The sequence below is a fragment of the Agreia sp. PsM10 genome (assembly GCF_030433855.1).
GTDB lineage: Bacteria > Actinomycetota > Actinomycetes > Actinomycetales > Microbacteriaceae > Agreia.
This window is the reverse complement of sequence record NZ_JARUXC010000003.1, coordinates 161,956-183,402: the sequence shown is the minus strand read 5'-3', so window position 1 is coordinate 183,402 and position 21,447 is coordinate 161,956. Positions and strand designations below refer to the sequence as shown.

Annotated in this window: 19 protein-coding genes and 1 tRNA gene; 12 read left to right on the top strand and 8 right to left on the bottom strand. The window is 67.9% G+C overall.

Going from position 1 to position 21,447, the window contains the following annotated elements:
* Window positions 1–19: 19 nt before the first annotated feature.
* On the bottom strand, window positions 20–1,738 hold the full coding sequence (treS, locus tag QCD70_RS04905) for a maltose alpha-D-glucosyltransferase (RefSeq protein ID WP_301214048.1): 1,719 nt from the start codon (window positions 1,736–1,738) through the stop codon (window positions 20–22).
* An 83-nt stretch (window positions 1,739–1,821) separates the two neighbouring features.
* On the opposite strand from treS, the gene QCD70_RS04900 reads away from it, so the two are divergent.
* On the top strand, window positions 1,822–2,721 hold the full coding sequence (locus QCD70_RS04900; RefSeq protein WP_301214047.1) for an alpha/beta fold hydrolase: 900 nt from the start codon (window positions 1,822–1,824) through the stop codon (window positions 2,719–2,721).
* Entirely contained in the window at window positions 2,718–3,797 is a 1,080-nt protein-coding gene (locus QCD70_RS04895; protein WP_301214046.1) for a glycosyltransferase family 4 protein, read from the top strand. Before QCD70_RS04900 ends, QCD70_RS04895 begins: the two co-directional genes overlap by 4 nt.
* On the opposite strand, the gene QCD70_RS04890 is transcribed toward QCD70_RS04895, so the two are convergent.
* Both QCD70_RS04890 and QCD70_RS04885 read right to left on the bottom strand, forming a co-directional pair.
* Window positions 3,724–4,353, bottom strand: coding sequence for a histidine phosphatase family protein (locus QCD70_RS04890; protein ID WP_301214045.1), 630 nt, complete (start codon window positions 4,351–4,353; stop codon window positions 3,724–3,726). The two genes, QCD70_RS04895 and QCD70_RS04890, sit on opposite strands and share 74 nt — an antisense overlap.
* Entirely contained in the window at window positions 4,353–5,216 is an 864-nt protein-coding gene (locus QCD70_RS04885; protein WP_301214228.1) for a Sir2 family NAD-dependent protein deacetylase, read from the bottom strand. The genes QCD70_RS04890 and QCD70_RS04885 overlap by 1 nt, the downstream gene beginning before the upstream one ends.
* A gap of 147 nt (window positions 5,217–5,363) precedes the next feature.
* Here QCD70_RS04885 and QCD70_RS04880 point away from each other — a divergent pair, with 147 nt between their 5' ends.
* Genes QCD70_RS04880 through QCD70_RS04870 form a run of 3 tightly spaced genes read left to right on the top strand, consistent with a single transcriptional unit; the run spans window position 5,364 to window position 9,060 of the window.
* The gene (locus QCD70_RS04880) at window positions 5,364–6,164 is read left to right on the top strand and encodes a TrmH family RNA methyltransferase (RefSeq protein WP_301214044.1); all 801 of its coding nucleotides are present in this window, start codon (window positions 5,364–5,366) and stop codon (window positions 6,162–6,164) included.
* A gap of 44 nt (window positions 6,165–6,208) precedes the next feature.
* Window positions 6,209–7,768: an APC family permease gene (locus tag QCD70_RS04875; RefSeq protein ID WP_301214043.1), complete on the top strand. Its 1,560-nt coding sequence runs from the start codon at window positions 6,209–6,211 to the stop codon at window positions 7,766–7,768.
* Between the two features lie 47 nt (window positions 7,769–7,815).
* On the top strand, window positions 7,816–9,060 hold the full coding sequence (locus QCD70_RS04870; RefSeq protein ID WP_301214042.1) for a D-alanyl-D-alanine carboxypeptidase family protein: 1,245 nt from the start codon (window positions 7,816–7,818) through the stop codon (window positions 9,058–9,060).
* Here the strand turns inward: QCD70_RS04870 and QCD70_RS04865 are convergent.
* On the bottom strand, window positions 9,057–9,875 hold the full coding sequence (locus QCD70_RS04865) for an SGNH/GDSL hydrolase family protein (protein WP_301214227.1): 819 nt from the start codon (window positions 9,873–9,875) through the stop codon (window positions 9,057–9,059). The two genes, QCD70_RS04870 and QCD70_RS04865, sit on opposite strands and share 4 nt — an antisense overlap.
* A gap of 134 nt (window positions 9,876–10,009) precedes the next feature.
* On the opposite strand from QCD70_RS04865, the gene QCD70_RS04860 reads away from it, so the two are divergent.
* A complete protein-coding gene (locus QCD70_RS04860; RefSeq protein WP_301214226.1) occupies window positions 10,010–11,848 on the top strand; it encodes a DEAD/DEAH box helicase in 1,839 nt (612 codons plus the stop codon).
* An 11-nt stretch (window positions 11,849–11,859) separates the two neighbouring features.
* Here QCD70_RS04860 and QCD70_RS04855 read toward each other — a convergent pair whose 3' ends face one another.
* From QCD70_RS04855 to QCD70_RS04845, 3 genes are all read right to left on the bottom strand, one after another.
* Window positions 11,860–13,176, bottom strand: a complete 1,317-nt coding sequence (locus tag QCD70_RS04855; RefSeq protein WP_301214041.1) for a C40 family peptidase — start codon at window positions 13,174–13,176, stop codon at window positions 11,860–11,862.
* Between the two features lie 266 nt (window positions 13,177–13,442).
* On the bottom strand, window positions 13,443–13,646 hold the full coding sequence (locus QCD70_RS04850; protein WP_044443312.1) for a cold-shock protein: 204 nt from the start codon (window positions 13,644–13,646) through the stop codon (window positions 13,443–13,445).
* A 298-nt stretch (window positions 13,647–13,944) separates the two neighbouring features.
* Window positions 13,945–14,029 (bottom strand) — tRNA-Leu (locus QCD70_RS04845).
* Window positions 14,030–14,136: 107 nt separating this feature from the next.
* Between QCD70_RS04845 and QCD70_RS04840 the strand changes: the two genes are divergently transcribed.
* From QCD70_RS04840 to mshC, 3 genes are read left to right on the top strand one after another with little or no spacing between them, the layout of a single operon-like run.
* Window positions 14,137–15,462 carry a M20/M25/M40 family metallo-hydrolase gene (locus QCD70_RS04840; protein WP_301214040.1) on the top strand — a complete coding sequence of 442 codons (1,326 nt, stop codon included), beginning with the start codon at window positions 14,137–14,139 and terminating at the stop codon, window positions 15,460–15,462.
* Between the two features lie 58 nt (window positions 15,463–15,520).
* Window positions 15,521–16,375 (top strand): undecaprenyl-diphosphate phosphatase, encoded by an 855-nt coding sequence (locus QCD70_RS04835; protein WP_301214039.1) that lies wholly within the window; start codon window positions 15,521–15,523, stop codon window positions 16,373–16,375.
* Between the two features lie 26 nt (window positions 16,376–16,401).
* The gene (mshC, locus tag QCD70_RS04830) at window positions 16,402–17,676 is read left to right on the top strand and encodes a cysteine--1-D-myo-inosityl 2-amino-2-deoxy-alpha-D-glucopyranoside ligase (RefSeq protein ID WP_301214038.1); all 1,275 of its coding nucleotides are present in this window, start codon (window positions 16,402–16,404) and stop codon (window positions 17,674–17,676) included.
* On the opposite strand, the gene QCD70_RS04825 is transcribed toward mshC, so the two are convergent.
* Window positions 17,673–18,593, bottom strand: coding sequence for a proteasome assembly chaperone family protein (locus tag QCD70_RS04825; protein ID WP_301214037.1), 921 nt, complete (start codon window positions 18,591–18,593; stop codon window positions 17,673–17,675). The genes mshC and QCD70_RS04825 overlap by 4 nt on opposite strands.
* Before the next feature lie 92 nt (window positions 18,594–18,685).
* Between QCD70_RS04825 and QCD70_RS04820 the strand changes: the two genes are divergently transcribed.
* From QCD70_RS04820 to QCD70_RS04810, 3 genes are read left to right on the top strand one after another with little or no spacing between them, the layout of a single operon-like run.
* Window positions 18,686–19,390, top strand: coding sequence for an HAD family hydrolase (locus QCD70_RS04820; RefSeq protein WP_301214036.1), 705 nt, complete (start codon window positions 18,686–18,688; stop codon window positions 19,388–19,390).
* Window positions 19,391–19,392: 2 nt separating this feature from the next.
* A complete protein-coding gene (locus QCD70_RS04815) occupies window positions 19,393–20,406 on the top strand; it encodes a tRNA (adenine-N1)-methyltransferase (protein ID WP_301214225.1) in 1,014 nt (337 codons plus the stop codon).
* Between the two features lie 42 nt (window positions 20,407–20,448).
* Entirely contained in the window at window positions 20,449–21,399 is a 951-nt protein-coding gene (locus QCD70_RS04810) for an FKBP-type peptidyl-prolyl cis-trans isomerase (protein WP_301214035.1), read from the top strand.
* Window positions 21,400–21,447 lie beyond the last annotated feature (48 nt).

The window sequence follows — 21,447 nt, the reverse complement described above, 5'->3', positions numbered from 1 at the left end:
CCGCCTCGGACACCGCCGATCAGAACCGCTGGTCGACCGACTGGCCGATCTGGAGCCAGTAGAAGCTCTGCGTTCCCAGGGTCAGCGTGAGGCTGCCGTCGTCGCCGATCGTGGGGAACTCCCCGCCGCCGAACAGGTCGACGAGTCGCCCGCCCGCCTGGTCGGGCAGCTGGATGTGCACCGCGACCGGATTGTGCGCGAAGCTGAACACGCACAGCACCTGCTCGGGGGAGTCGCCGAGGTGGGTTCCCGATCCCTCGTAGGTGCGCACGAAGGCGAGCACGGACTCGTGATCGGTCTGCAGCACCTGCATGCTGCCGAGGCCGAATGCGGGGTGCGCCTTGCGCACGTGGATCACGTTGCGCACCCAGTGCAGCAGCGAGCGCGACTGCGCCAGCTGCGACTCGACATTGACCAGGGCGTAGTTGTAGACGAGCGACTGCACCACGGGCAGGTAGAGCTTGCCCGGATCGGCGGTCGAGAATCCGGCGTTGCGGTCGGGCGTCCACTGCATCGGCGTACGCGACGCGTCGCGGTCGTTGAGCCAGATGTTGTCGCCCATGCCGATCTCGTCGCCGTAGTACAGGAACGGGCTGCCTTTGAGCGCGAACAGAAGGGCGTGGGCGAGCTCGAGCTCCGCGCGGGAGTTGTCGAGCAGGGGAGCGAGGCGGCGCCTGATGCCGATGTTCGACCTCATGCGCGGGTCGTAGGCGTACCAGCCGTACATCGCCTGGCGGTACTCCTCGGAGACCATCTCGAGGGTCAGCTCGTCGTGGTTGCGCAGGAAGACGCCCCACGCGGCCGAGTCGGGCACATCCGTGGTCTCGGAGAGGATGCGTACGAGCTCGTCGGCGTTCTGCGACCTCAGCGAGTAGAAGATGCGGGGCATCACGGGGAAGTCGAACGCCATGTGGCACTCCGGCTCCTCGTCAGTTCCGAAGAACGCCGCGACCTCTCTGGGCCACTGGTTCGCCTCGGCGATGAGCACGCGCCCCGGGTAGTCCTCGTCGACCATGGCGCGCAGCTTCACGATGAAGTCGTGCGTCTTGGGCTCGCCCTCGCCGTTGCCCTCGTCGGACTCGTAGAGGTAGGGGATCGCGTCGAGCCTCAGGCCGTCCACGCCGAGCTCGAGCCAGAATCGCACGATGTCGAAGATCGCGTCGTGCACGGCCGGGTTCTCGAAGTTGAGGTCGGGCTGGTGAGAGAAGAAGCGGTGCCAGAAGAACTGGCGACGCACGGGGTCGAAGGTCCAGTTCGACTCCTCGGTGTCGACGAAGATGATGCGGATGCTCTCGTACTTCTCGTCGGTGTCGCTCCACACGTAGAAGTCGCCGTACGGGCCCTCAGGGTCGGACCGGGACTGCTGGAACCACTCGTGCGCATCCGAGGTGTGATTGAGGGGGAAGTCCATCACGAGCCGCATGTTGCGCTCGTGGGCCTTCGTGACGAGGTCGCGGAACTCGTCGAGGGTTCCGAACTCGGGGAGGATCGACGTGAAGTCGGAGACGTCGTACCCTCCGTCACGCAGCGGCGAGTTGTAGAACGGCGGCAGCCACAGTGCGTCGATTCCGAGCCACTGCAGGTAGTCGAGCTTCGACACCAGGCCGGCGATATCGCCCGCCCCGTCTCCGTTGCTGTCGACGAACGACCGCACCATCACCTCGTAGAAGACGCTTCGTCGATACCACTGGGGATCGAGCGTGAGTCCCGGCAACTGGATGGGGGCGGTGAAGTTCACGTACAAGTCCTTCCGATGCGCGTATGGGGGCGGTCGCCACGCTGCATCACGCCAGTCTAGGCCTGCACCTACACTGGATCACGATGATTGTTCCTTCGCCATACGCATCCCGACTCGAGGCCATCCCGCTCTCTCGTCGCACCGAAGACATCGCGGGCAGCACGACCGAACTCTGGGTCTACGGCCCGAGCGACGCCGACACGACGATCGTGCTGGTTCACGGCTTCCGCGGAGACCACCACGGCCTCGAGCCGATCGTCGCGCACCTGCCCCGCTACCGCACGATCGTCGCCGATCTGCCGGGATTCGGGGCATCCACACCCCTCGACCGCACCCATGACATCGACGGCTACTCGGCCTGGCTGATCGAGCTCGTCGACCGCGTCCGCGGACCCGGCAGGACCGTCGTGCTCGGCCATTCGTTCGGATCGATCATCGTGTCTCGGGCTCTGTCCCAGGGACTCGATGTCGATGACATCGTTCTTGTCAATCCCATCGCCGCGCCCGCCCTCTCCGGCCCCCGCGGCATTCTCACCCGGTTGGCCGTCTTCTACTACTGGGCTCCGGCGAAGATGCCCGAGCGCCTCGGGTTCGCGGTGCTCAAGTCGCCCCTCGTGACGCGCATCATGAGTGTCACGATGGCCAAGACACGCTCGCGGTCGCTGCGCCGGTGGATCCACAACCAGCACGACCTGTACTTCGGCGCCTTCTCGAACCGGCAGGTCGTGCTCGACGCGTTCACGGCGTCCATCTCGCACGACGTCTCGGAGTACGCGGCCGACAACCGCACCCGCACTCTTCTCATCGCCGCCGACAAAGACGACATCACGCCGGTCGAGGCCCAGCACAGGCTCACCCGCAAGATCTCCGATTCGCGCCTCGTCGTGCTGACAGACGTCGGTCACCTGGTGCACTACGAGGTTCCGCAGCAGGCGGCCGCGGCGATCGACGAGTTCCTGCAGAGCGAGCAGGACACGCCGTGAGGGTCGTCGTCGACTGCCGCTACACGCGCATCGGCCGACACGACGGCATCAGCCGGTACACGGCGGGGCTCGTCTCCGCGCTGACCGAGCAGCGGCACGAGGTCCTGATGCTGGTCAGCGACGTCCGCCAGCTCGAGATGCTTCCCGACCTGCCGTGGCACCTCGCGAGTTCGCCGACGAGTGTCAGGGAGCCCCTCGTGGCCCTGCAGGTCAACGCACTGAAGCCCGACGTCGTGTTCTCGCCGATGCAGACCATGGGATCGTTCGGCCGGCGCTACCGGCTCGTTCTCACGGTTCACGACCTCATCTACTACTCCAACCCCACTCCTCCCCGAGATCTGGCATGGCCGATCCGGCTCCTGTGGCGCGCCTACCACCTCTCCTGGTGGCCTCAGCGCTTTCTGCTGTCGCGAGCGGATGCGGTGGTCACCGTCTCTCAGACCACCCGCAACCTCATCGCGCGCAACAGGCTCACCCGCAGGCCCGTCACGGTCGTGCGCAACGCGGCCGACGGCGCCGAGTCGGCCCCGCTGCCGGCGCAGCAGAGGCGCAAGCAACTCGTCTACATGGGGTCGTTCATGCCGTACAAGAACGTCGAGACGCTGGTCGAGGCCGCAGGCCTGCTCGACGACTACGAGCTGCACCTCATGAGCCGGGTGTCGGATGCCGACAGGCGGCGCCTCGAGGCGGTCTCACCGGCGGCGCGGCTCGTGTTCCACGACGGGGCGAGCGACGACGAGTACATCGACGTGACGAGGCATGCGACGGCCCTGGTGACGGCATCGCTGGAGGAGGGCTTCGGCATTCCCCTCGTCGAGGCCATGGCCCAGGGGACGCCCATCGTCGTGAGCGACATCCCCGTGTTCTCCGAGATCGGCGGCGATGCGGGGTTGTACTTCGCCGCGCACGACGCGGCGGCCCTGGCGACGCAGGTGCGATCGCTCGAAGACCCCGACGAGTTCACGCGCCGTTCGCTCGCCGGCGTCGACCAGGCTGCGACGTTCAGCTGGACGAGGTCAGCGCAGACCCTATGGCAGCTTCTCGCCGAATTGGCGGCTCGACCGGCAGGCCGTTGAACTCCTCGAGCACGAGCAGGCCGTCTGCATAGCGGAAGCGATGCGCTGATCCATTCGGAATGCGCGTGTGGCCGCCCGGAAGCGCCTTGTCGGTCACCCAGCGCACCACTGAGCCGATGACACCGCCGTGGGCCACGATCAGCACGCGCCGACCCGGATTCTCGAGAGCGATGCTCTCGAGCGCGGGAAGCACCCGGCGAGTCACGTCGCTGCGTCGTTCGATTCCCGGCACACCCTCCATGCCCGGGAATCTGTCTGCGAGCGCGGCCGCATCCAGCCCCTCCGCCTCGCCGTAGGCGCGCTCGACGAGCCGGTCGTCGACCTGCGGCTCGCCGAGATCGAGTCGACGGGCGATGATGCGAGCGGTCTCACGAGCCCGGCCGAGCGGACTCGTGACGATCGCATGCCACGTCTCGCCTGCAAGGCTCTCCGCAGCGGCCGCTGCCTGCGCGCGTCCCGTGTCGTTCAGCGCAATATCGGTCGAGCCCTGGATGCGCCGGGCCAGGTTCCAGTCGGTCTCGCCGTGGCGCACGATGACCAGGTCCGTCGTCGGCATCAGGCCGGGATCCCGGGGAGCAGGTGCCGACTCAGTTCGGCGAGCGTCTCCGTGGCGCCGGCATCCAGTTTCACCGTCGCGCGCGAGTCGCCCTTCGTGACCCCCCGGTTGACGATGACGATGGGCAGCCGCCGCCGACGCGCCTGTTCGAGGAGCCGGATGCCCGAATTGACCACGAGCGACGACCCCGCGATGAGCATCGCCTCGGCACCGGCGACGAGGGCGGAGGCCTCCAGGAACCGCTCGGTGGGAATGAACTCGCCGAAGAACACCACGTCGGGTTTCAGCATGCCCTGGCACACCGAGCACGACGGCACGACGAACGACGAGTAGTCGGTGACGTCGGCGTCGCCGTCGGGTGCAAGAGTGATCGCATCGGGCTGGTCGACCCAGGGGTTGTCGGCCGAGATGCGCTCGGCGATGCTCGCTCGGGCGAACGTCTGGCCGCAGTTCAGGCAGAGCACCCGATCCATCGAGCCGTGCAGGTCGACGAGGTGCGTGGAACCCGCGCGGGCGTGCAGTCCGTCGACGTTCTGCGTGACGACGCCCGACACGACTCCCGCGTCCTCGAGCTCCGCGAGGGTGCGGTGGCCCTCGTTGGGGCGAGCGGCGTCGAACATCTTCCAGCCGAGGTGGCTGCCGGCCCAGTACCGGCGCCTGTAGTCGAGGCTCTCCCGGAACTGATCGAAGGTCATCGGATTGCGCTTGGGCGCCCCGGCACCCCGGTAGTCGGGGATTCCGGAGTCGGTGCTCATGCCGGCGCCCGTCAGGACCACGATCTTTCGGCCCTTGAGGGCCGCCACAGCCTCGTCGATGTCGGCGGGCGAGGCTTCTCGAGGGCTCGATTCGACGAGCGGGACCATCTGCACCTCCTGCCGTCGGGTCATGGACTCCGACGCTTCGCGTTACTCTTCGAAGTCTAAACAGTCCCCGTTGCCGTTTTGTTTCCGATCGGCAGACCGCCCGTGTCATGGGGGAGGGAACGCGATCGAATCAGGAGTGCCTCGACGGTGAAGACAGTGTGGATCGACAGCCTCGACGTGCCCGGACTCGACGACTACGCGCGACTGACGGATGTCGTGCTCAGACGCCTCAGCGAGCCGGCAGGCGGCCTCTACATCGCGGAATCGCCCAAGGTTATCGCCCGCGCCCTCGCGGCAGGTCACCGACCGCGCTCTGTCCTGGTGCAGGAGCAGTGGTTGTCCGATATGGAGACCCTGCTGGCCGGATGGGATGACGTGACCGTGTTCGTCGGGGACGCGCCGACGCTCGAATCGCTCACGGGCTACAACCTGCACAGGGGTGCCCTCGCGGCCATGCATCGCCCCGAACTCCGGCCCGTCGCAGAGGTCATCGAGGGCGCGAGGCGGGTCGTGGTTCTCGAGGACATCACAGACCATACGAATGTCGGGGCGATCTTCCGTGCCGTCGCCGGTATCGGCGCCGACGCCGTGCTGATCTCTCCCCGGTGCGCGGATCCGCTGTACCGGCGAAGCGTACGGGTCAGCATGGGCACCGTGCTCCAGGTTCCGTGGACCCGACTGCCCGAATGGTCGGAGGCGGCTCCGCTCCTGCATGACGCCGGATTCCACATCGCAGCCCTCGCCCTCTCCGACGAGGCGGTCACCCTCGACGAGTTCGCAGCCGAGGTTCCGTCGAAGCTCGCGCTCGTCCTGGGATCGGAAGGGGACGGACTCTCGCGGCAGGCGCTGTCCGCCGCGGACACCGTGGTGACGATTCCCATGAGCCACGGAGTGGATTCCCTCAACGTGGCCTCCGCGAGCGCCGTGGCGCTCTATACGCTCCGCTGAGCTTCAGCGGTAGTATCCGGCTACCACGCAACGAGGAGGATGCAATGTCGCAGCAGTCCACGACGTCCACGGCGGGCGAAGGAACGTCTGACGGAAAGGGGCTGGCCACCGGATCCCTGGGACTCGTCGGATCCGTGGTGATCGGGCTCGCGTCCACGGCTCCCGTCTACTCCCTGGCGGCCACGGTGGGGTTCGTTGTCCTGGCCGTGGGAGCACAGGCCCCCATCGCCATCGTCCTCGCGTTCATTCCGATGTTCCTCACGGCCTATGCCTATCGGGAGCTCAACGAGGCCGTTCCCGACTGCGGTACCTCGTTCACGTGGAGCACGAAGGCATTCGGCCCGTGGGTCGGATGGATGAGCGGGTGGGGCGTCATCGTTGCCGGAACCATCGTGCTCGCGAACCTCGCGCAGATCGGCAGCAAGTACTTCTGGCTCCTCATCGGCAATCCCGACCTCTACAACAGCACGCCCCTCGTCACGGCCACGGGCGTGCTCTTCATCGCGGCCATGACGTTCGTCAGCGTGCGCGGCCTGGAGATCGGCGAGATCCTGCAGAACATCCTGCTCGGCATCCAGTACGTTGCGCTCATCCTGTTCGTCGTCTTCGCGCTGGGCAGCGTCTTCGCCGGCACGGCGCCCGAGGGATCGATGGTGCCTCAGGCCGACTGGTTCAACCCGTTCGCCTTCGACTCGCTGCCCGGCTTCACCGAGGCGATCCTCCTGTGCCTGTTCATCTACTGGGGCTGGGACACATGCCTCGCCCTCAATGAGGAGACGAAGGACCCGGAGCACATCCCGGGACGCGCGGCCCTGCTCTCGACCGTCATCCTGGTGATCACCTATGTGGCGGTGGCCGTGGCCGCGATGGCGTACGCCGGCCTAGGCGAGGCGGGGCTCGGGCTCGCAAACGACAAGAACGCGGAAGACGTGTTCTTCGCCCTGAAGGACGCACTCTTCGGACCGTGGGCGTGGCTGCTCGTCATCGCCGTGATGGTCTCGGCCATCTCGTCGACCCAGACCACGATCCTGCCGACCGCTCGGGGAACGCTCTCGATGGCCACCTACCGCGCGCTGCCCGAGCGGTTCGGCCGGGTGCACCCGCGATTCCGCACGCCGGCGTTCTCGACGATCGTCATGAGCATCGTGGCCAGCGTCTTCTATGTGGGCATGACGATCATCAGCGACGCGTTCCTCTCCGACACGATCCTGTCTCTCGGACTGGCGATCGCGTTCTACTATGCGATCACGAGCTTCGCCTGCGTCTGGTACTTCCGACGTGAGCTCTTCACGTCGGCGCGCAACTTCGTGACGAAAGGCCTCTTCCCTCTGCTCGGCGGGCTCATGCTCACCGCAGCCTTCGTCCAGTCCGCCATCGACATGCTCGATCCCGACTACGGGTACACAGTGCTCTTCGGCATCGGGGGAGTCTTCGTGATCGGCGTGGGCTCGCTGCTCGTCGGTGCCGTGGTCATGGTCGTGTGGTACTTCTTCCCCGCGGCGAAGCCGTTCTTCCGCGGAGAGAGCCTCAATCGCGAGACGCCGGTTCTGGTTCCGGAAGGCGAGACCCGCATCCCGAGGTCGGTGGACGGCGGACGGATGTGATGCCCTTGGGGGCGTTCTCCAAGCAACAGGTCTCCTAGGATTGGCGGGTGTCCCCGACGTCAGCACCCGCCCGCCGCCGCGGCCGCCGGATCGTCGCGATCTCGGCCACGGGCATCCTGGTCGTCGTCGCGGTCGCCCTCGGCCTGTACGTGCCCGCCGCCCTCGCGGCACCGCTCCCCACGGCGCAGCTCCAGCTGGACGTTCCGACGCCCGCCCCGGCCGAACCCGCCACGCTCGCACTGCCGGGCGTGGGAACCGGCGCGATCGCATTGGAGGGGTCGGACGAGCTGCTCGGTGAGAGCGGTCAGACAGGGCCAGTGCCGATAGCCAGCGTCACGAAGGTCATCACCGCCCTCGTCGTCCTCGACGCCCACCCGCTCGTCGAGGGAGACGACGGCCCCGGCATCACCATGACCGCGGCAGACGTGCAGATCCTCGAGCAGACCCGTGCTGTCGACGGATCGTACGAGCTCGTCAACGAGGGACAGGTTCTGTCGGAGCGCCAGGTGCTCGAGATCATGCTGCTGAAGTCGGCGAACAACTACGCAGAGACGGTCACGAACTGGGCGTTCGGCTCGCTGGCCGCCTATCTCGACGCTGCCCGGGCGTTCACCGCCGAGCACGACCTCTCCGACACCACGGTCGTCGACGCGTCGGGCCTCGATCCGGGCAGCCGAAGCTCGACGAAGGACCTGATGCGCATCGCCTCGCTCGCCCTCGCCGATCCGGTGCTGGCCACGATCGTGTCGACAGCCCTCGACGAGGTTCCGGTGATCGGCGAGATCGACAACAGCAACAAGCTTCTCGGCGTCGACGGCATCGACGGCATCAAGACCGGAACGACGGACGAGGCCGGCTCCTGCCTGCTGTTCTCCGCCGAATTCACCGTGGACGGCGAGACGAAGTCGGTCGTGGGTGTCATCCTCGGCGCACAGAGCTCCCAGGCGGCCCGCGATGCGGTGCAGGCGCTCCTCGCCAGCACGAGGGCCGCATTCACCACGATCCCGCTCATCACGGCCGACACCGAGGTGGGCGAGTACACGACGGTGTGGGGCGAGACGGCCCCCATCGTCGCCGCCACCGACGAGGACGCGCTCGTCTGGTCGAACGATCCGGTCGCCGTCGATGCCAGCGCGGACGACGTCGTGACCGCCCGGTCGGGCGTCGACGTGGGCACCATCCGCTACACCGTCGACGGACGCACGGAGCAGGTGGCGCTCGAACTCGACGGAACCCTGGAGGATCCCGGGTTCTGGTGGCGCGTCGGCCACCCCGAGCTGGTCTTCGGCTAGTCCTCGAGACCCGCGGGATCGGAGGGCGCCGTGCCCGGCACGTGCATCGGCACGGCATCCGGCCTCTTCGGCGAGATTCCATCGCCGCTCGACCGGTGGGTGACGCGTCGGATCACCCAGGGCACGAAGTGCGTGCGTGCCCAGACCAGGTCCTCCGAACGCGCCTGCCGCCACGTCGCCACGGGCAGCGGCTCGGGGGCGCCCGGCTGCAGCTCGTTCTCGACGTTCAGCGCCTGCAGCACGAGACGTGCGACCTCGTGGTGGCCGAGGGGGTTGAGGTGGAGGCGGTCGGGGCTCCACATGCGCGAGTCCTGAATGGACGACAGGCCCCACTGGTCGGCCACGATGCAGTCGTGACGGGCCGCGATGGTGCGGAGGTTCTCGTTGTAGATGGCGACCTTGCCCCGGATGCCGCGGAACACGGGGGAGAAGGCCACGTCGGTTCCCGTGAAGATCACGACGGTGGCGTTGTCGCGCCTGAGGCGCTCGATGCCCGCATCCATTCGTCGGGCGATGTCGTCGGGATCGGTGCCGGGGCGGATGATGTCGTTGCCGCCGGCCGAGATCGTTATGAGGTCGGGGTGCAGAGCCAGGGCCGGTTCGACCTGTTCGTCGAGGATGCCCTGCATCAGGCGACCCCGGATGGCCAGGTTCGCGTAGGCGAAGTCATCTCCGGCCTCGGCGCCCAGCACTTCCGCCACCCGATCGGCCCACCCTCGGTAGCCACCGGGGCTCGCGGGCTCCGGGTCTCCGATGCCCTCGGTGAACGAGTCGCCGATGGCGACGTACCGCCTCCATGGATGCCGCTCCGTCATATGCACTCCTTCGAAGAAATCCACTCGTCAACATACTCCTCTCGCCACGCCGCTCCAGACACGGCGTTTTGTCGTCGCGTCGGTGGCGGCGGGTAGTGTGGATGCACGTGAACAGCCTGCCCGATCCCCTCGCCATGCCCGAAGACCGGGTCGATCCCTCGGGCACCGCGATCACTCCGGCCGTCGGCGGCGGAGCGGCCGAGCATCTGTCGCCGTCGTTCCCCGAACGCGCGGCGTGGGGCACCGCGTCCAAGCTCCGAGCCTGGCAGTCAGAGGCGCTCGAGGCGTACTTCACACACCAGCCGAGAGACTTCCTGGCCGCGGCCACGCCCGGCGCCGGCAAGACCACCTTCGCCCTGCGACTGGCCAGCGAACTGCTGCACAGAGGCATCATCGACAGGGTCACGGTCGTCGCCCCCACCGAGCACCTCAAGAAGCAGTGGGCCGATGCGGCAGACCGCGTGCACATCCGGCTCACCCCCGGCTTCAAGAACAGCGACCGGCGCTACGGCAGCCATTTCCACGGCGTCGCCGTCACCTACGCCCAGGTCGCGGCCCGACCCGCACTGCACCGCGAACTCACCGAGTCGGCGCGCAGTCTCATCATTCTCGACGAGGTGCACCACGGCGGTGACGCGCTCAGCTGGGGCGAGGCCATCAGAGAGGCCTTCGCACCCGCAACCCGCCGGTTGTCCCTCACCGGAACCCCGTTCCGCTCCGACACATCGCCGATCCCGTTCGTGAGCTACTTGCAAGACGAACACGGCATCCGGCTCTCGCAGACCGACTACAACTACGGATACGGGCGCGCCCTGCAAGACGGAGTCGTGCGCCCCGTGCTCTTCATGGTCTATGCGGGCCACATGCGCTGGCGCAGCAAGGTCGGCGACGAGATGGAGGCGCGCCTCGGCGAGGGAAACACCAAGGACATCACCTCCCAGGCCTGGCGCACCGCTCTCGACCCCGCCGGCGACTGGATCCCCTCGGTTCTCGCGGCCGCCAACCGTCGACTCGCCGAGGTGCGGCAGGGCATCCCGGATGCCGGGGGCCTGGTGATCGCGACCGACCAGTTCACGGCGCGCGCCTATGCGGCGATCCTCGAGAACATCTCCGGCGAGCCCGTCACCGTGGTGCTCTCCGACGAGAAGGAGGCCTCGGGTCGCATCGAGGAGTACTCCAAGTCGTCGCGTCGGTGGATGGTCGCGGTCCGCATGGTGTCTGAGGGCGTCGACATTCCCCGCCTCGCCGTGGGCGTCTACGCGACGAGCGCGTCGACCCCGCTCTTCTTCGCCCAGGCCATCGGCCGATTCGTGCGCGCCAGGCGCCGCGGAGAGACGGCCTCCATCTTCCTGCCCAACGTTCCGGGTCTCATGGCCCTGGCCGGCACCATGGAGCTCGAGCGCGACCACGCACTCGATAGGCGCGACTCGGGAGACCCCGAGGGCGACATGTGGAACCCCGAAGACGCCATGGTCGCCGAGGCGAACGTTCAGGACAGGGCGTCCGATGCCCTGCAGAACGACTTCGCGTTCCAGGCGCTGGGCTCGCACGCCACGTTCGACCGTGTTCTCTTCGAGGGCAGCGAGTTCGGCGCGGAGGCGCCCGTCGACAGCGACGAGGAGCTCGACTTCATCGGCATTCCGGGGCTGCTCGAGCCCGATCAGGTGCGCGAACTCCTGCAGCATCGGCAGGCCAGGCAGCAGCGGCACGCCGCCGATCGCCGCAAGAACGCCCCGCCGACCCCTTCGGAAGACGAGCCCGCGGCACCCCTGTACCGCACGCTCGCGGAGCAGAGAAAACTCCTGAACAGCCTCGTGGGCATCTGGGCGAAGACATCAGACCAGCCGCACGGTCTCGTGCACGCCGAGCTTCGCCGCGTGTGCGGCGGCCCTGCCGTACCCCAGGCGAGCGTCACGCAGCTTCAGTCGCGCATCGCGACCGTGCGCAAGTGGATGGGCGCCCACCACTCCTGACGGGCGTCCGCCTAGAGGAACCGAACGAAGTAGTAGCTTCCCCACAGCGAGCTGGCATGCGTCACGTAGCGACCCCAGTCGGGGGAGTGGATGACGCCGCCGTGGCCGTCGTAGATGCCGATGTGACCGCTCCAGACCACGGCGTCGCCGGCGCGGGCGTCGGCGGAGGAGACACGGATGCCCTGGGCGGCCTGGGTGGGGACGTAGCGCGGCAGGTTGATGCCGAACTGCTTGTAGACGTACTGGGTCAACCCGTCGCATCCGAAGCTGTCGCTGGGATCCGCACCCCAGCCGTAGGGCACGACGCCGACGAACTGCTCGGCGTAGGCGACCACCGCGTCGCCGTTGTAGCTCTGGGGAGGGTTGACGACCGGGGCCGATGGGGCCGGTGCGCTGGGCGCAGGAGCGCTGGGAGCACTTCCGCCGGACGACCCGCCGTCGGATGATCCACCGCCCGAGGAGGGAGCGCCGGGAGCGGGTGCCGCTGCCTCGGCGTCCGCCGCCGCCTTCGCGGCCGCCTCATCGGCGGCCTGCTTGGCCTGCGCGGCCGCCTGAACGCCCGCCTGGTACTGCTCCTCGGTGAGTTCGACGTCAGAGGTGAGCGCCTGCAGCTGCACCGTCAGTTCGGCCTCGTGATCCTGCTGCTCGAGGAGAGCCGCGCCGACGGCCTGCTGGGCTGCGACGGCGTCGTCGAGGGCGCTCTGAGCCGAGGCTGCGAGGGCGCCGAGGGCGTCGCGGGCCACGTCGGCCTGGTCGCTGAGCGAGGTCGCCGCGTTCTGGTCGATCTCCGCCTGCTGGTAGATGCCCGTCGTCGACTCGCTGAGCTTCGACATGGCTCCGAGCTGGTAGAGGAGGTCGTCGGCCTTGTCTCCATCGACGAAGAGACGAGAGGACAGGTCGTTGCCGCCCGATCGGGCGAACTGGGCTGCGAGGATCGCGGCCTGGGTACGGGAATCGTCGGCCTTCGTCTGGGCCGCCGTCGCCTGCGTCGCCAACTGTTCGGCTTTCAGGGATGCCGCGTTGTAGGCGTTCTGAGCGGTCTGGTTCTCCTCCCAGCGCGAACTCGCGGCAGCCTGGGCCTGGGCCACCTGGCTCTGCAGACCGTCGATGAGGCCGGTGATGCGGGCGATCTCGGCTTCCTTGCCGGCTTCTGACGCACGGGCTGCGACCACGTCATCCCATGAGGGGTAGTTGTCGGCCGCCACCGGTGCCGACGATACGGCGCCGACCGCGAGCAGGCCGATCACCGCCGTTGTCGCGAGGGCGCTTCGCCACGGAGAGCGGCGCCGCGACGGCCTCGCATTCGACGCGATGGTGATGTCGAGCATGGATTCCCCGTCTTCCCCGAAAGTCGCGACGAGAGGTGAGTCACATTCGTCACAGAAACAACATCGTTCACACTAGCAACGAATGAGGTGCGGTTCCATACACGATCCGTAATCGAATCGCAGCAGCTGAAGCGGCGTGTCGTGAATTGGGAGCGGGAACGACGAAGGCCCCCCACCCGAATGGGTGGAGGGCCTTCGTTTTTAAGCTTCGCGCCAATCGGAATCAGATGCCGCTCTCGCGGACCCGAAGCCGATCGAGGAAAGACTTAGAGGGGGCGGATGTTCTCAGCCTGGGGACCCTTGGGGCCCTGTGCGACGTCGAATTCGACCTTCTGGTTCTCGTCGAGCGAGCGGTATCCGCTGGAGGCGATAGCCGAGTAGTGCGCGAACACGTCGGGGCTGCCGTCTTCGGGGGCGATGAAGCCGAATCCCTTTTCAGCGTTGAACCATTTCACTGTGCCTGTAGCCATTGCAAACTCCTCCTGGAGTGATAATTCGGTCCCGATTGTCGGGGCCACTCGTCGGGGTGTTCGTCGTCTCCCAGGATTGGGCCCGAACAGTGTCGGGCAGGGCACCGCAGGCACCCCGGACGTGCGAGGCACATCAACTTCTACGAACAGCCTACTATGCTCTCGGCCTCGACGGGCGACCAATATCATCACGCCTTGGTCACACTCCGTCATACGAGGGCTCTGCGGCCGACGGAAGGCAACGAAAAACCCCCGGCATCTCGTATGAAACGAGAGGCCGGGGGTGATGTCCAGTCTGTGTCCGAAGGGGGACTTGAACCCCCACGCCCTATACGGGCACTAGCACCTCAAGCTAGCGCGTCTGCCATTTCCGCCATCCGGACTGGATGAGCTGCTTTCCGTTCCCGGTGCAACCAAGGTAAGACGATAGCACGGTTTGAAACCCTCTCGACGCCACGGGCGCGGGCAGCCCCTGCGGTACCGTGATGCCATGACTTCGACGCCCGCGAACCCCGGCCCCGAGCCCGATCTCGATGCCACCGCCGTGATCGCCCGCGACCTGATCCGCTTCGACACATCCAACTTCGGCGAGGGCAGGTCCAACGGCGAGACCGACGCGGCCGAGTATGTCGCGGCGCATCTCGAGCGTCTCGGCCTCGTGCCGGAACTCATCGACTCCGAACCCGGACGCACCAGCGTCGTCGCCCGGGTGGCGGGCGAGGATCCGAGCCGCGGCGCCCTCGTCGTGCACGGCCACACCGACGTCGTGCCGGCGATCGCCGACGACTGGTCGGTCGATCCGTTCGGCGGCGAGATCAAGGACGGCATGCTCTGGGGCCGCGGCGCGGTCGACATGAAGAACATGGATGCGATGATCCTGACCTCGCTCGACGACATCCTGTCCTCGGGTCGCAGGCCGGCCCGCGACCTCGTGATCGCGTTCTTCGCCGACGAGGAGGCCGGGGGAGTCCTGGGGTCGCACTACCTGGTGAAGAACCGCCCCGATCTCTTCGCCGGCGCGACGGAGGCGATCAGCGAGGTCGGCGGGTACTCGATCGACCTCGACGGCACCCGCGCCTACCTCGTGCAGACGGGGGAGAAGGCCTTGATCTGGGCCAGGCTGGTCGCCCGCGGAACCGCCGGGCACGGATCGCAGATCAACTCCGACAACGCCATCACCCGACTCGCCGGCGCCGTCGCCCGCGTCGGGAGCCAGGAATGGCCCGTGCATCTCACCAAGACCACCACGGAGCTCCTCGGTCGGGTTGCCGCGATCCTCGGCAGGGACCCCCAGCGAACGACCCCCGACGAACTCGCCATCGCGACCGGCACGGCATCGAGGTTCATCTCCGCCTCGCTGCGCAACACGGCGAACCCCACGGGGCTCACCGCCGGATACAAGCACAACGTCATCCCCGACCGGGCGGAGGCCCTGCTCGACATCCGCGTTCTGCCGGGCCAGGAGGACGAGGTCATCGGGCGCATCCGGGAGCTCGCCGGGCCGGGGGTCGAGGTCGAGATCTCGCATCAGGACATCGGCCTCGAGACCGACTTCTCCGGCCCGCTCGTCGACCAGATGATCGCGAGCCTCCACGAGTTCGACCCCGAGGCGCAGGTGCTCCCGTACCTGCTCTCGGCGGGAACCGACAACAAGGCCCTCAGCACGATCGGGATCAAGGGCTACGGCTTCGCGCCCCTGCAGCTCCCGCCGACCCTCGATTTCCCGGCGCTGTTCCACGGCGTCGACGAGAGGGTTCCCCTCGACGCGTTAGTGTTTGGCAGAAAGGTTCTGACCGACCTCCTGCTCCGCTACTGACCGGCCGCACCACCGCACGCCCGACCGACTACGTCGCATCATCTCCCAAGGAGAGTTCGTGGACTTCCTCAACGCCGTCATCCTCGGCCTCGTTCAGGGACTCACCGAGTTCCTGCCGATCTCGTCGAGCGCGCATCTGCTCATCGTCGGACGTCTTCTGGGCACGGGCGACGACCCGGGCGCAGCCTTCACGGCGATCACGCAGCTCGGAACAGAGACGGCCGTCGTCATCTACTTCTGGCGCGACATCTCGCGCATCGTCTCCACGTGGTTCCGATCCATCATCGGCCGGGTGCCCCGCTCCGATCCCGACGCGAAGCTCGGCTGGTTCATCATTCTCGGCAGCGTGCCGATCGTCGTGCTGGGCCTGATCTTCCAGGACGCGATCGAGAGCACCCTGCGCTCCCTCTGGATCGTGGCGGGCACGCTCATCGTCTTCGGAATCCTGCTCGGGGTCGCCGATTACGTGGGAGCGAAGAAGAGGAGGCTCGACCAGCTGACGGTGCCGCACGCCACCGTGTTCGGGTTCGCCCAGGCCCTCGCACTGATCCCCGGGGTCTCCCGTTCCGGCGGCACGATCACGGCGGGTCTCTTCATGGGCTACGAACGAGCGGCCGCCGCCCGCTACTCCTTCCTGCTCGCCATCCCGGCCGTCTTCGGCAGCGGCCTCTACCAGGTGTACAAGTCGGTCAAGGAGACCTGCACCGTCGCCACCGCCACGTGCACGCCCGAGGTCTTCGGCCCGCTCGAGACCCTGGTGGCCACGGTCATCGCCTTCGTCGTGGGCCTCGTCGTCATCGCCTTCTTCATGAGCTACATCTCGAGGCGCAGCTTCCTCCCCTTCGTCGTCTACCGCATCGCCCTCGGCGTGATCCTCATCGTGCTCCTCGGCACCGGAGCGATGCAGGCCTGACCCCCGCGCGACGGTAGTCTTTTCCAGTGCATTCCTGGAGCAGGCCCGTCGTCCCCCCACTTCCCGGACGAGGTCCCGTTCCCCGGGTCTTCGACGACTCGACGGGTTCGCTCGTCGAAGCGGCGGGCGTCGACGGCCGCGTCGGCCTCTACGTCTGCGGCATCACGCCCTACGACGCAACACACCTCGGCCACGCGTCGACCTACCTGGCGTTCGACGGCCTGCAGCGGCTGTGGATCGACGCGGGCCTCGAGGTCGACTACGTGCAGAACATCACCGATGTCGACGACCCGCTGCTCGAGCGGGCGACCGCGACCGGAGTGGACTGGAGGGAGCTCGCGGAGTCCCAGGTCGACCTCTTCCGCACCGACATGGCCGCGCTCCGGGTCCTCCCGCCCCGCGACTACGTCGCCGTCACCGAGGTCGTCGCCCCGATAGCGGATGCCGTACGCCGGCTCGTCGAGGCCGGCTTCGGCTACGGGGTCGACACGCCCGACGCCAGGGATGCCGGCAGCCGGGACATCTACTTCGACATCGATGCGGCCGCGGAGCGCACGGAGTGGCACCTCGGACTCGAGAGCCGCCTCGACGCGGGCACGATGGCCGCCTTCTTCGCGGAACGCGGGGGAGACCCCGACAGGGCCGGAAAACGGAATCGTCTCGACCCGCTTCTCTGGCGCGCCGCGCGCGTCGGCGAGCCGTCATGGCACAGCCCAGTCGGAGAAGGGCGCCCCGGCTGGCACATCGAGTGCTCGGTGATCGCGCTCGACGCTCTCGGCCCGCACTTCTGCGTCCAGGGGGGCGGCAGCGACCTCGTCTTCCCGCACCACGAATTCTCGGCGGCCCACGCCACGGCGCTCACCGGTCGACGCTTCGCCGACGTGCACGCCCACGCCGGAATGGTGGCCTACCAGGGCGAGAAGATGAGCAAGTCGCTCGGCAACCTCGTGCTCGTGTCGGCGCTGCGCGCATCCGGCGTCGATCCGTCCGCCGTGCGCCTCGCCGTGCTCGCCCACCACTACCGCGACGACTGGGAGTGGACGGATCAGGGCCTCGCCGAGGCCGTCGCCCGGCTCGAACGCTGGCGCGACGCGGCGGCGCTACCGACGGCATCCGCACCCCGCGACGAGGAGATCGCCCTGCTCGACGAGCTGCGCACCGTTCTCTCGTCAGACCTCGACACCCCGGCCGCCCTCGCGGCCATCGACCGCTGGACGGCCGGCGGTCATGCGACGAGCGGCCTCGCGGCCCAGGCGATCGACGCCCTGCTGGGCATCGATCTGGCGAGCCGGGCGGCCTAGTCCTTCGGACGCCAGGGCTCGTCCGGCCGGCCGTCGCCCCGCTTACGCAGGTACTTCTCGAACTCCTGCGCGATGGCTTCGCCACTCGCCTCGGGAGAGTCGACGGTGTCGCGGGCCTGCTCGAGCTGCTGGATGTACGACGCCATCTCGTCGTCCTCGCCCGCGAGCGCGTCGATGCCGGATTCCCACGCGGAGGCCTCGTCGACCAGATCGCCCCGGGGGATGACCACGTCGACGAGTTCCTCGAGCTTGTCGATCAGGGCCAGGGTCGCCTTGGGCGACGGCGCGTTGTGCACATAGTGCGGAACGGAAGCCCAGATGGAGACCGTCGCGATGCCCAGCGCCTCGGCGGCATCGGCGATCACACTGAGGATGCCCACGGGCCCCTCGTACGTGGACCTCTCGATGCCGAGCTGGCTGCGCACGGACGCGTTCTCGCTCGTCGCCGTGACCGAGATCGGTCGCGTGTGCGGAACGTCGGCGAGCATCGCTCCGAGAAGGACGATGCCGGAGACCCCGGCCGTCATCGCGGCGTCGAGCACCTCGACCGTGAACTTCTTCCAGTTGCGCGACGGCTCGGCTCCCACGAGAAGGAAGACGTTGCCCGTGTTGTCCGATCCGACCCTGAGCTCGGCATCGGCGGCGAGGGGGATGTTGTCGACGTCGGTGCTGGCCGGTCCGTAGAGGGTCGCGCTCGGCCAGATCAGGGCACGGGTGCCCTCATCGTCTTGAGACACGACCGGCCGGTTGAACTGGAAGTCGAAATACTCCTCGGCGTCGACGCCGGCGAGCGTCACGACGTCGAGTTGCTCGCGCAGAAGCTGGACCGCACCCGTGGCGGCCTCTCCTGCGTCGTTCCAGCCCTCGAATGCGACGACGAGAAGTCGCCCTTTGAGGAATTCGTTGCCCTGTGTCACCGTGTCGAGAACCCTTTTCGTCGTTGCATGATCGTCTGTCAAGGATAGGCCGTCGATTCCGCCCGGGTCCGCGACCCGTAGACTCCTTCGACGTGAAGACACGCCTCCCCGCCGCCGTTCTCTGGGACATGGACGGAACCATCGTCGATACAGAGCCCTACTGGATGGACTCGGAGACCGCTCTCGTCGCCCGTTTCGGCGGCACGTGGACGCACGAGGACGCCCTCACCCTCGTGGGATCGGGCCTGGAGCGCTCGGCACAGATCCTGCAGCGCCACGGCGTCGACATGGCGACCGGTGCGATCGTCGACCACCTGACGGCCGAGGTGATGACGCGCATCAGCATCTCGGTGCCCTGGCGTCCCGGAGCCCGGGAGCTGCTCTCCGCCCTGCGGGAGCACGATGTGCCGTGCGCCCTGGTGACGATGTCGCTCGGCGTGATGGCGGAGCACGTCAGGTCGTTCATCCCGTTCGACGCCTTCGACGTCGTGGTGTCGGGCGACAGCGTCGAGAACAGCAAGCCCCATCCGGAGGCGTACCTCGAGGCCGCCCGTCTCCTCGGAGTACCGATCGAAGACTGCGTGGCCATCGAGGACTCCGTTCCCGGCGTCGCCAGCGCGGCGGCCTCCGGAGCCGTCACCATCGGCGTTCCCCACATACTCCCGCTCGACGACAGCGCGGCCAGCGTGCTGTGGGCCACGCTCGAGGGCCGCACCGTCGACGACGTCGCGACCGCGCTGGCCGAACACCGCCGATCGCCCACCATCCACCCCACGACCGGAAGTCGACACCAGTGACCATGAACTCCTTCTCCGGACCGTTCCGCGTCGGCGAGCGCGTGCAGCTCACCGGCCCCAAGGGCAAGCTGAACTCCATCACCCTCACGGCGGGCGCGGAATTCCACACCCATCGCGGCGCCATCGACCACGACGCGATCATCGGCAGGCCCGACGGGTCGGTCGTCGCGAACACGGTCGGTGTCGAGTACCTCGTGCTCCGGCCGCTTCTCACCGACTTCGTGATGTCGATGCCCCGCGGCGCCGCCATCATCTACCCGAAGGATGCGGCCCAGATCCTCGGCCAGGCCGACATCTTCCCGGGCGCCACCGTCGTCGAGGCCGGCGTGGGCAGCGGGGCGCTCTCGCTCTGGCTCCTGCGCGCGATCGGGCCGGAGGGCACGCTGTCGTCGTTCGAGCGGCGGGAGGAGTTCGCCGACGTCGCGATGGCGAACGTGACCGCGTTCTCGGGCTCGGCTCCCGAGAACTGGAGCATCACGCTCGGCGACCTGAGCGAGGCGCTGCCGGAGAGGCACGAGAACCATTCCGTCGATCGGGTCGTCCTCGACATGCTCGCTCCGTGGGAGTGCATCCCCGCCGTCACCGACGCGCTGAAGCCCGGCGGCGTCGTGCTCTGCTACGTCGCGACGGTCACGCAGCTCTCCCGCGTGGTCGAGACCATCCGCAGCACCGGATCGTTCACCGACCCCCAGCCGTCGGAGACGATGATCCGGTCGTGGCACGTCGAGGGCCTCGCCGTGCGGCCCGATCACCGCATGATCGGCCACACGGGCTTCCTGGTCACCGCTCGCCGGCTCGCCCCCGGCGCCGAGCTTCCGGAGCTGAAGCGACGCGCATCCAAATCGGAGTACTCGGACGACGACGTGGAGGCCTGGACCCCGGGCGCCCTCGGCGAACGCGGCATCAGCCCCAAGAGCCTGCGCAAGCGGGTGCGGATGGCGACGGCGACGGCCACCGCCAGGACCGGCGGCGATACCGCCCCACCGGCGCCCGGCGAAGAGTCCGATCCGGAATAAACTAAGCTGTTGTCCGCTCAACAACCAGTGAAAAGAGGATCCGTGCGCAAGTCCCTCGCGCTCATTCTGTCCGCGGGTCTTCTGGCCACCCTGTCGGCCTGCGCGTCGACCGGATCCGGTCTCGCCGACGGCGACTGCTCGCCCCTGGCGCAGCCCGGTTCCGCCTCCGAGACGATCACCGCCACGGGCGACCCCGGGGCGGCCACCCTCGACTTCGCCACGCCGCTCAAGTCGAAGCAGACCGAGCGTTCTGTCCTCACCGCGGGCTCAGGCCCTGCAGCCCAGGTGGGCGACGTGATCTGGGGCAAGGCGGTGCTGGCCTCCGGTACAGACGCCTCGTCGGCCCAGCAGACGCCCTTCATGATCACGCTCGACGAGAAGGTCACCCCTCCCGGATTCACCGACGCTCTGGCCTGTGCCCGCGCCGGTGATCGCATCGCCGCCGTCATTCCTGCAGCGCAGGCCACGACCGACGCCACGCAGGCTCCCACCGACGACTCCGCCGATGCCTACGTCTTCGACATCACCTCGGTGTACCCGGGTGCCGCCACCGGCGCGGCCGAGCCGGCAGAGGCCGGCTTCCCCAGCGTCGTCACGGCGCCAGACGGCCGACCCGGCATCACCATCCCCTCCGGCACGGTTCCCACCGACCTCCGCTACACGACCCTGAAGAAGGGGTCCGGCGACACTGTCGCCGAGGGCGATGTTCTCGTGGTGCAGTCGCTCGGGGTCGTCTGGGACGACAAGTCCGTCTTCGCCTCAACGTGGGAGGACGGCATGGCGACGCAGATCCGCGCCGCCGACATCTCGACCGACCAGAACGGCGTGGTGCCCGGACTCCTGAAGGCGCTGGTCGGCCAGACGATCGGATCGCAGGTCCTCGTGGTCGTGCCCCCGGCCGACGGCTTCGGAGACACGGGAACGACCGGTGTCCCCGCCGGATCGACGATCGTGTACGTCGTCGACATCCTCGGCGCCAACCCGGCCTCCTGAGCGGCTCGGCCTCGGTCGCCGCGGGCGGCCGGCGCACTAAAATGAAGT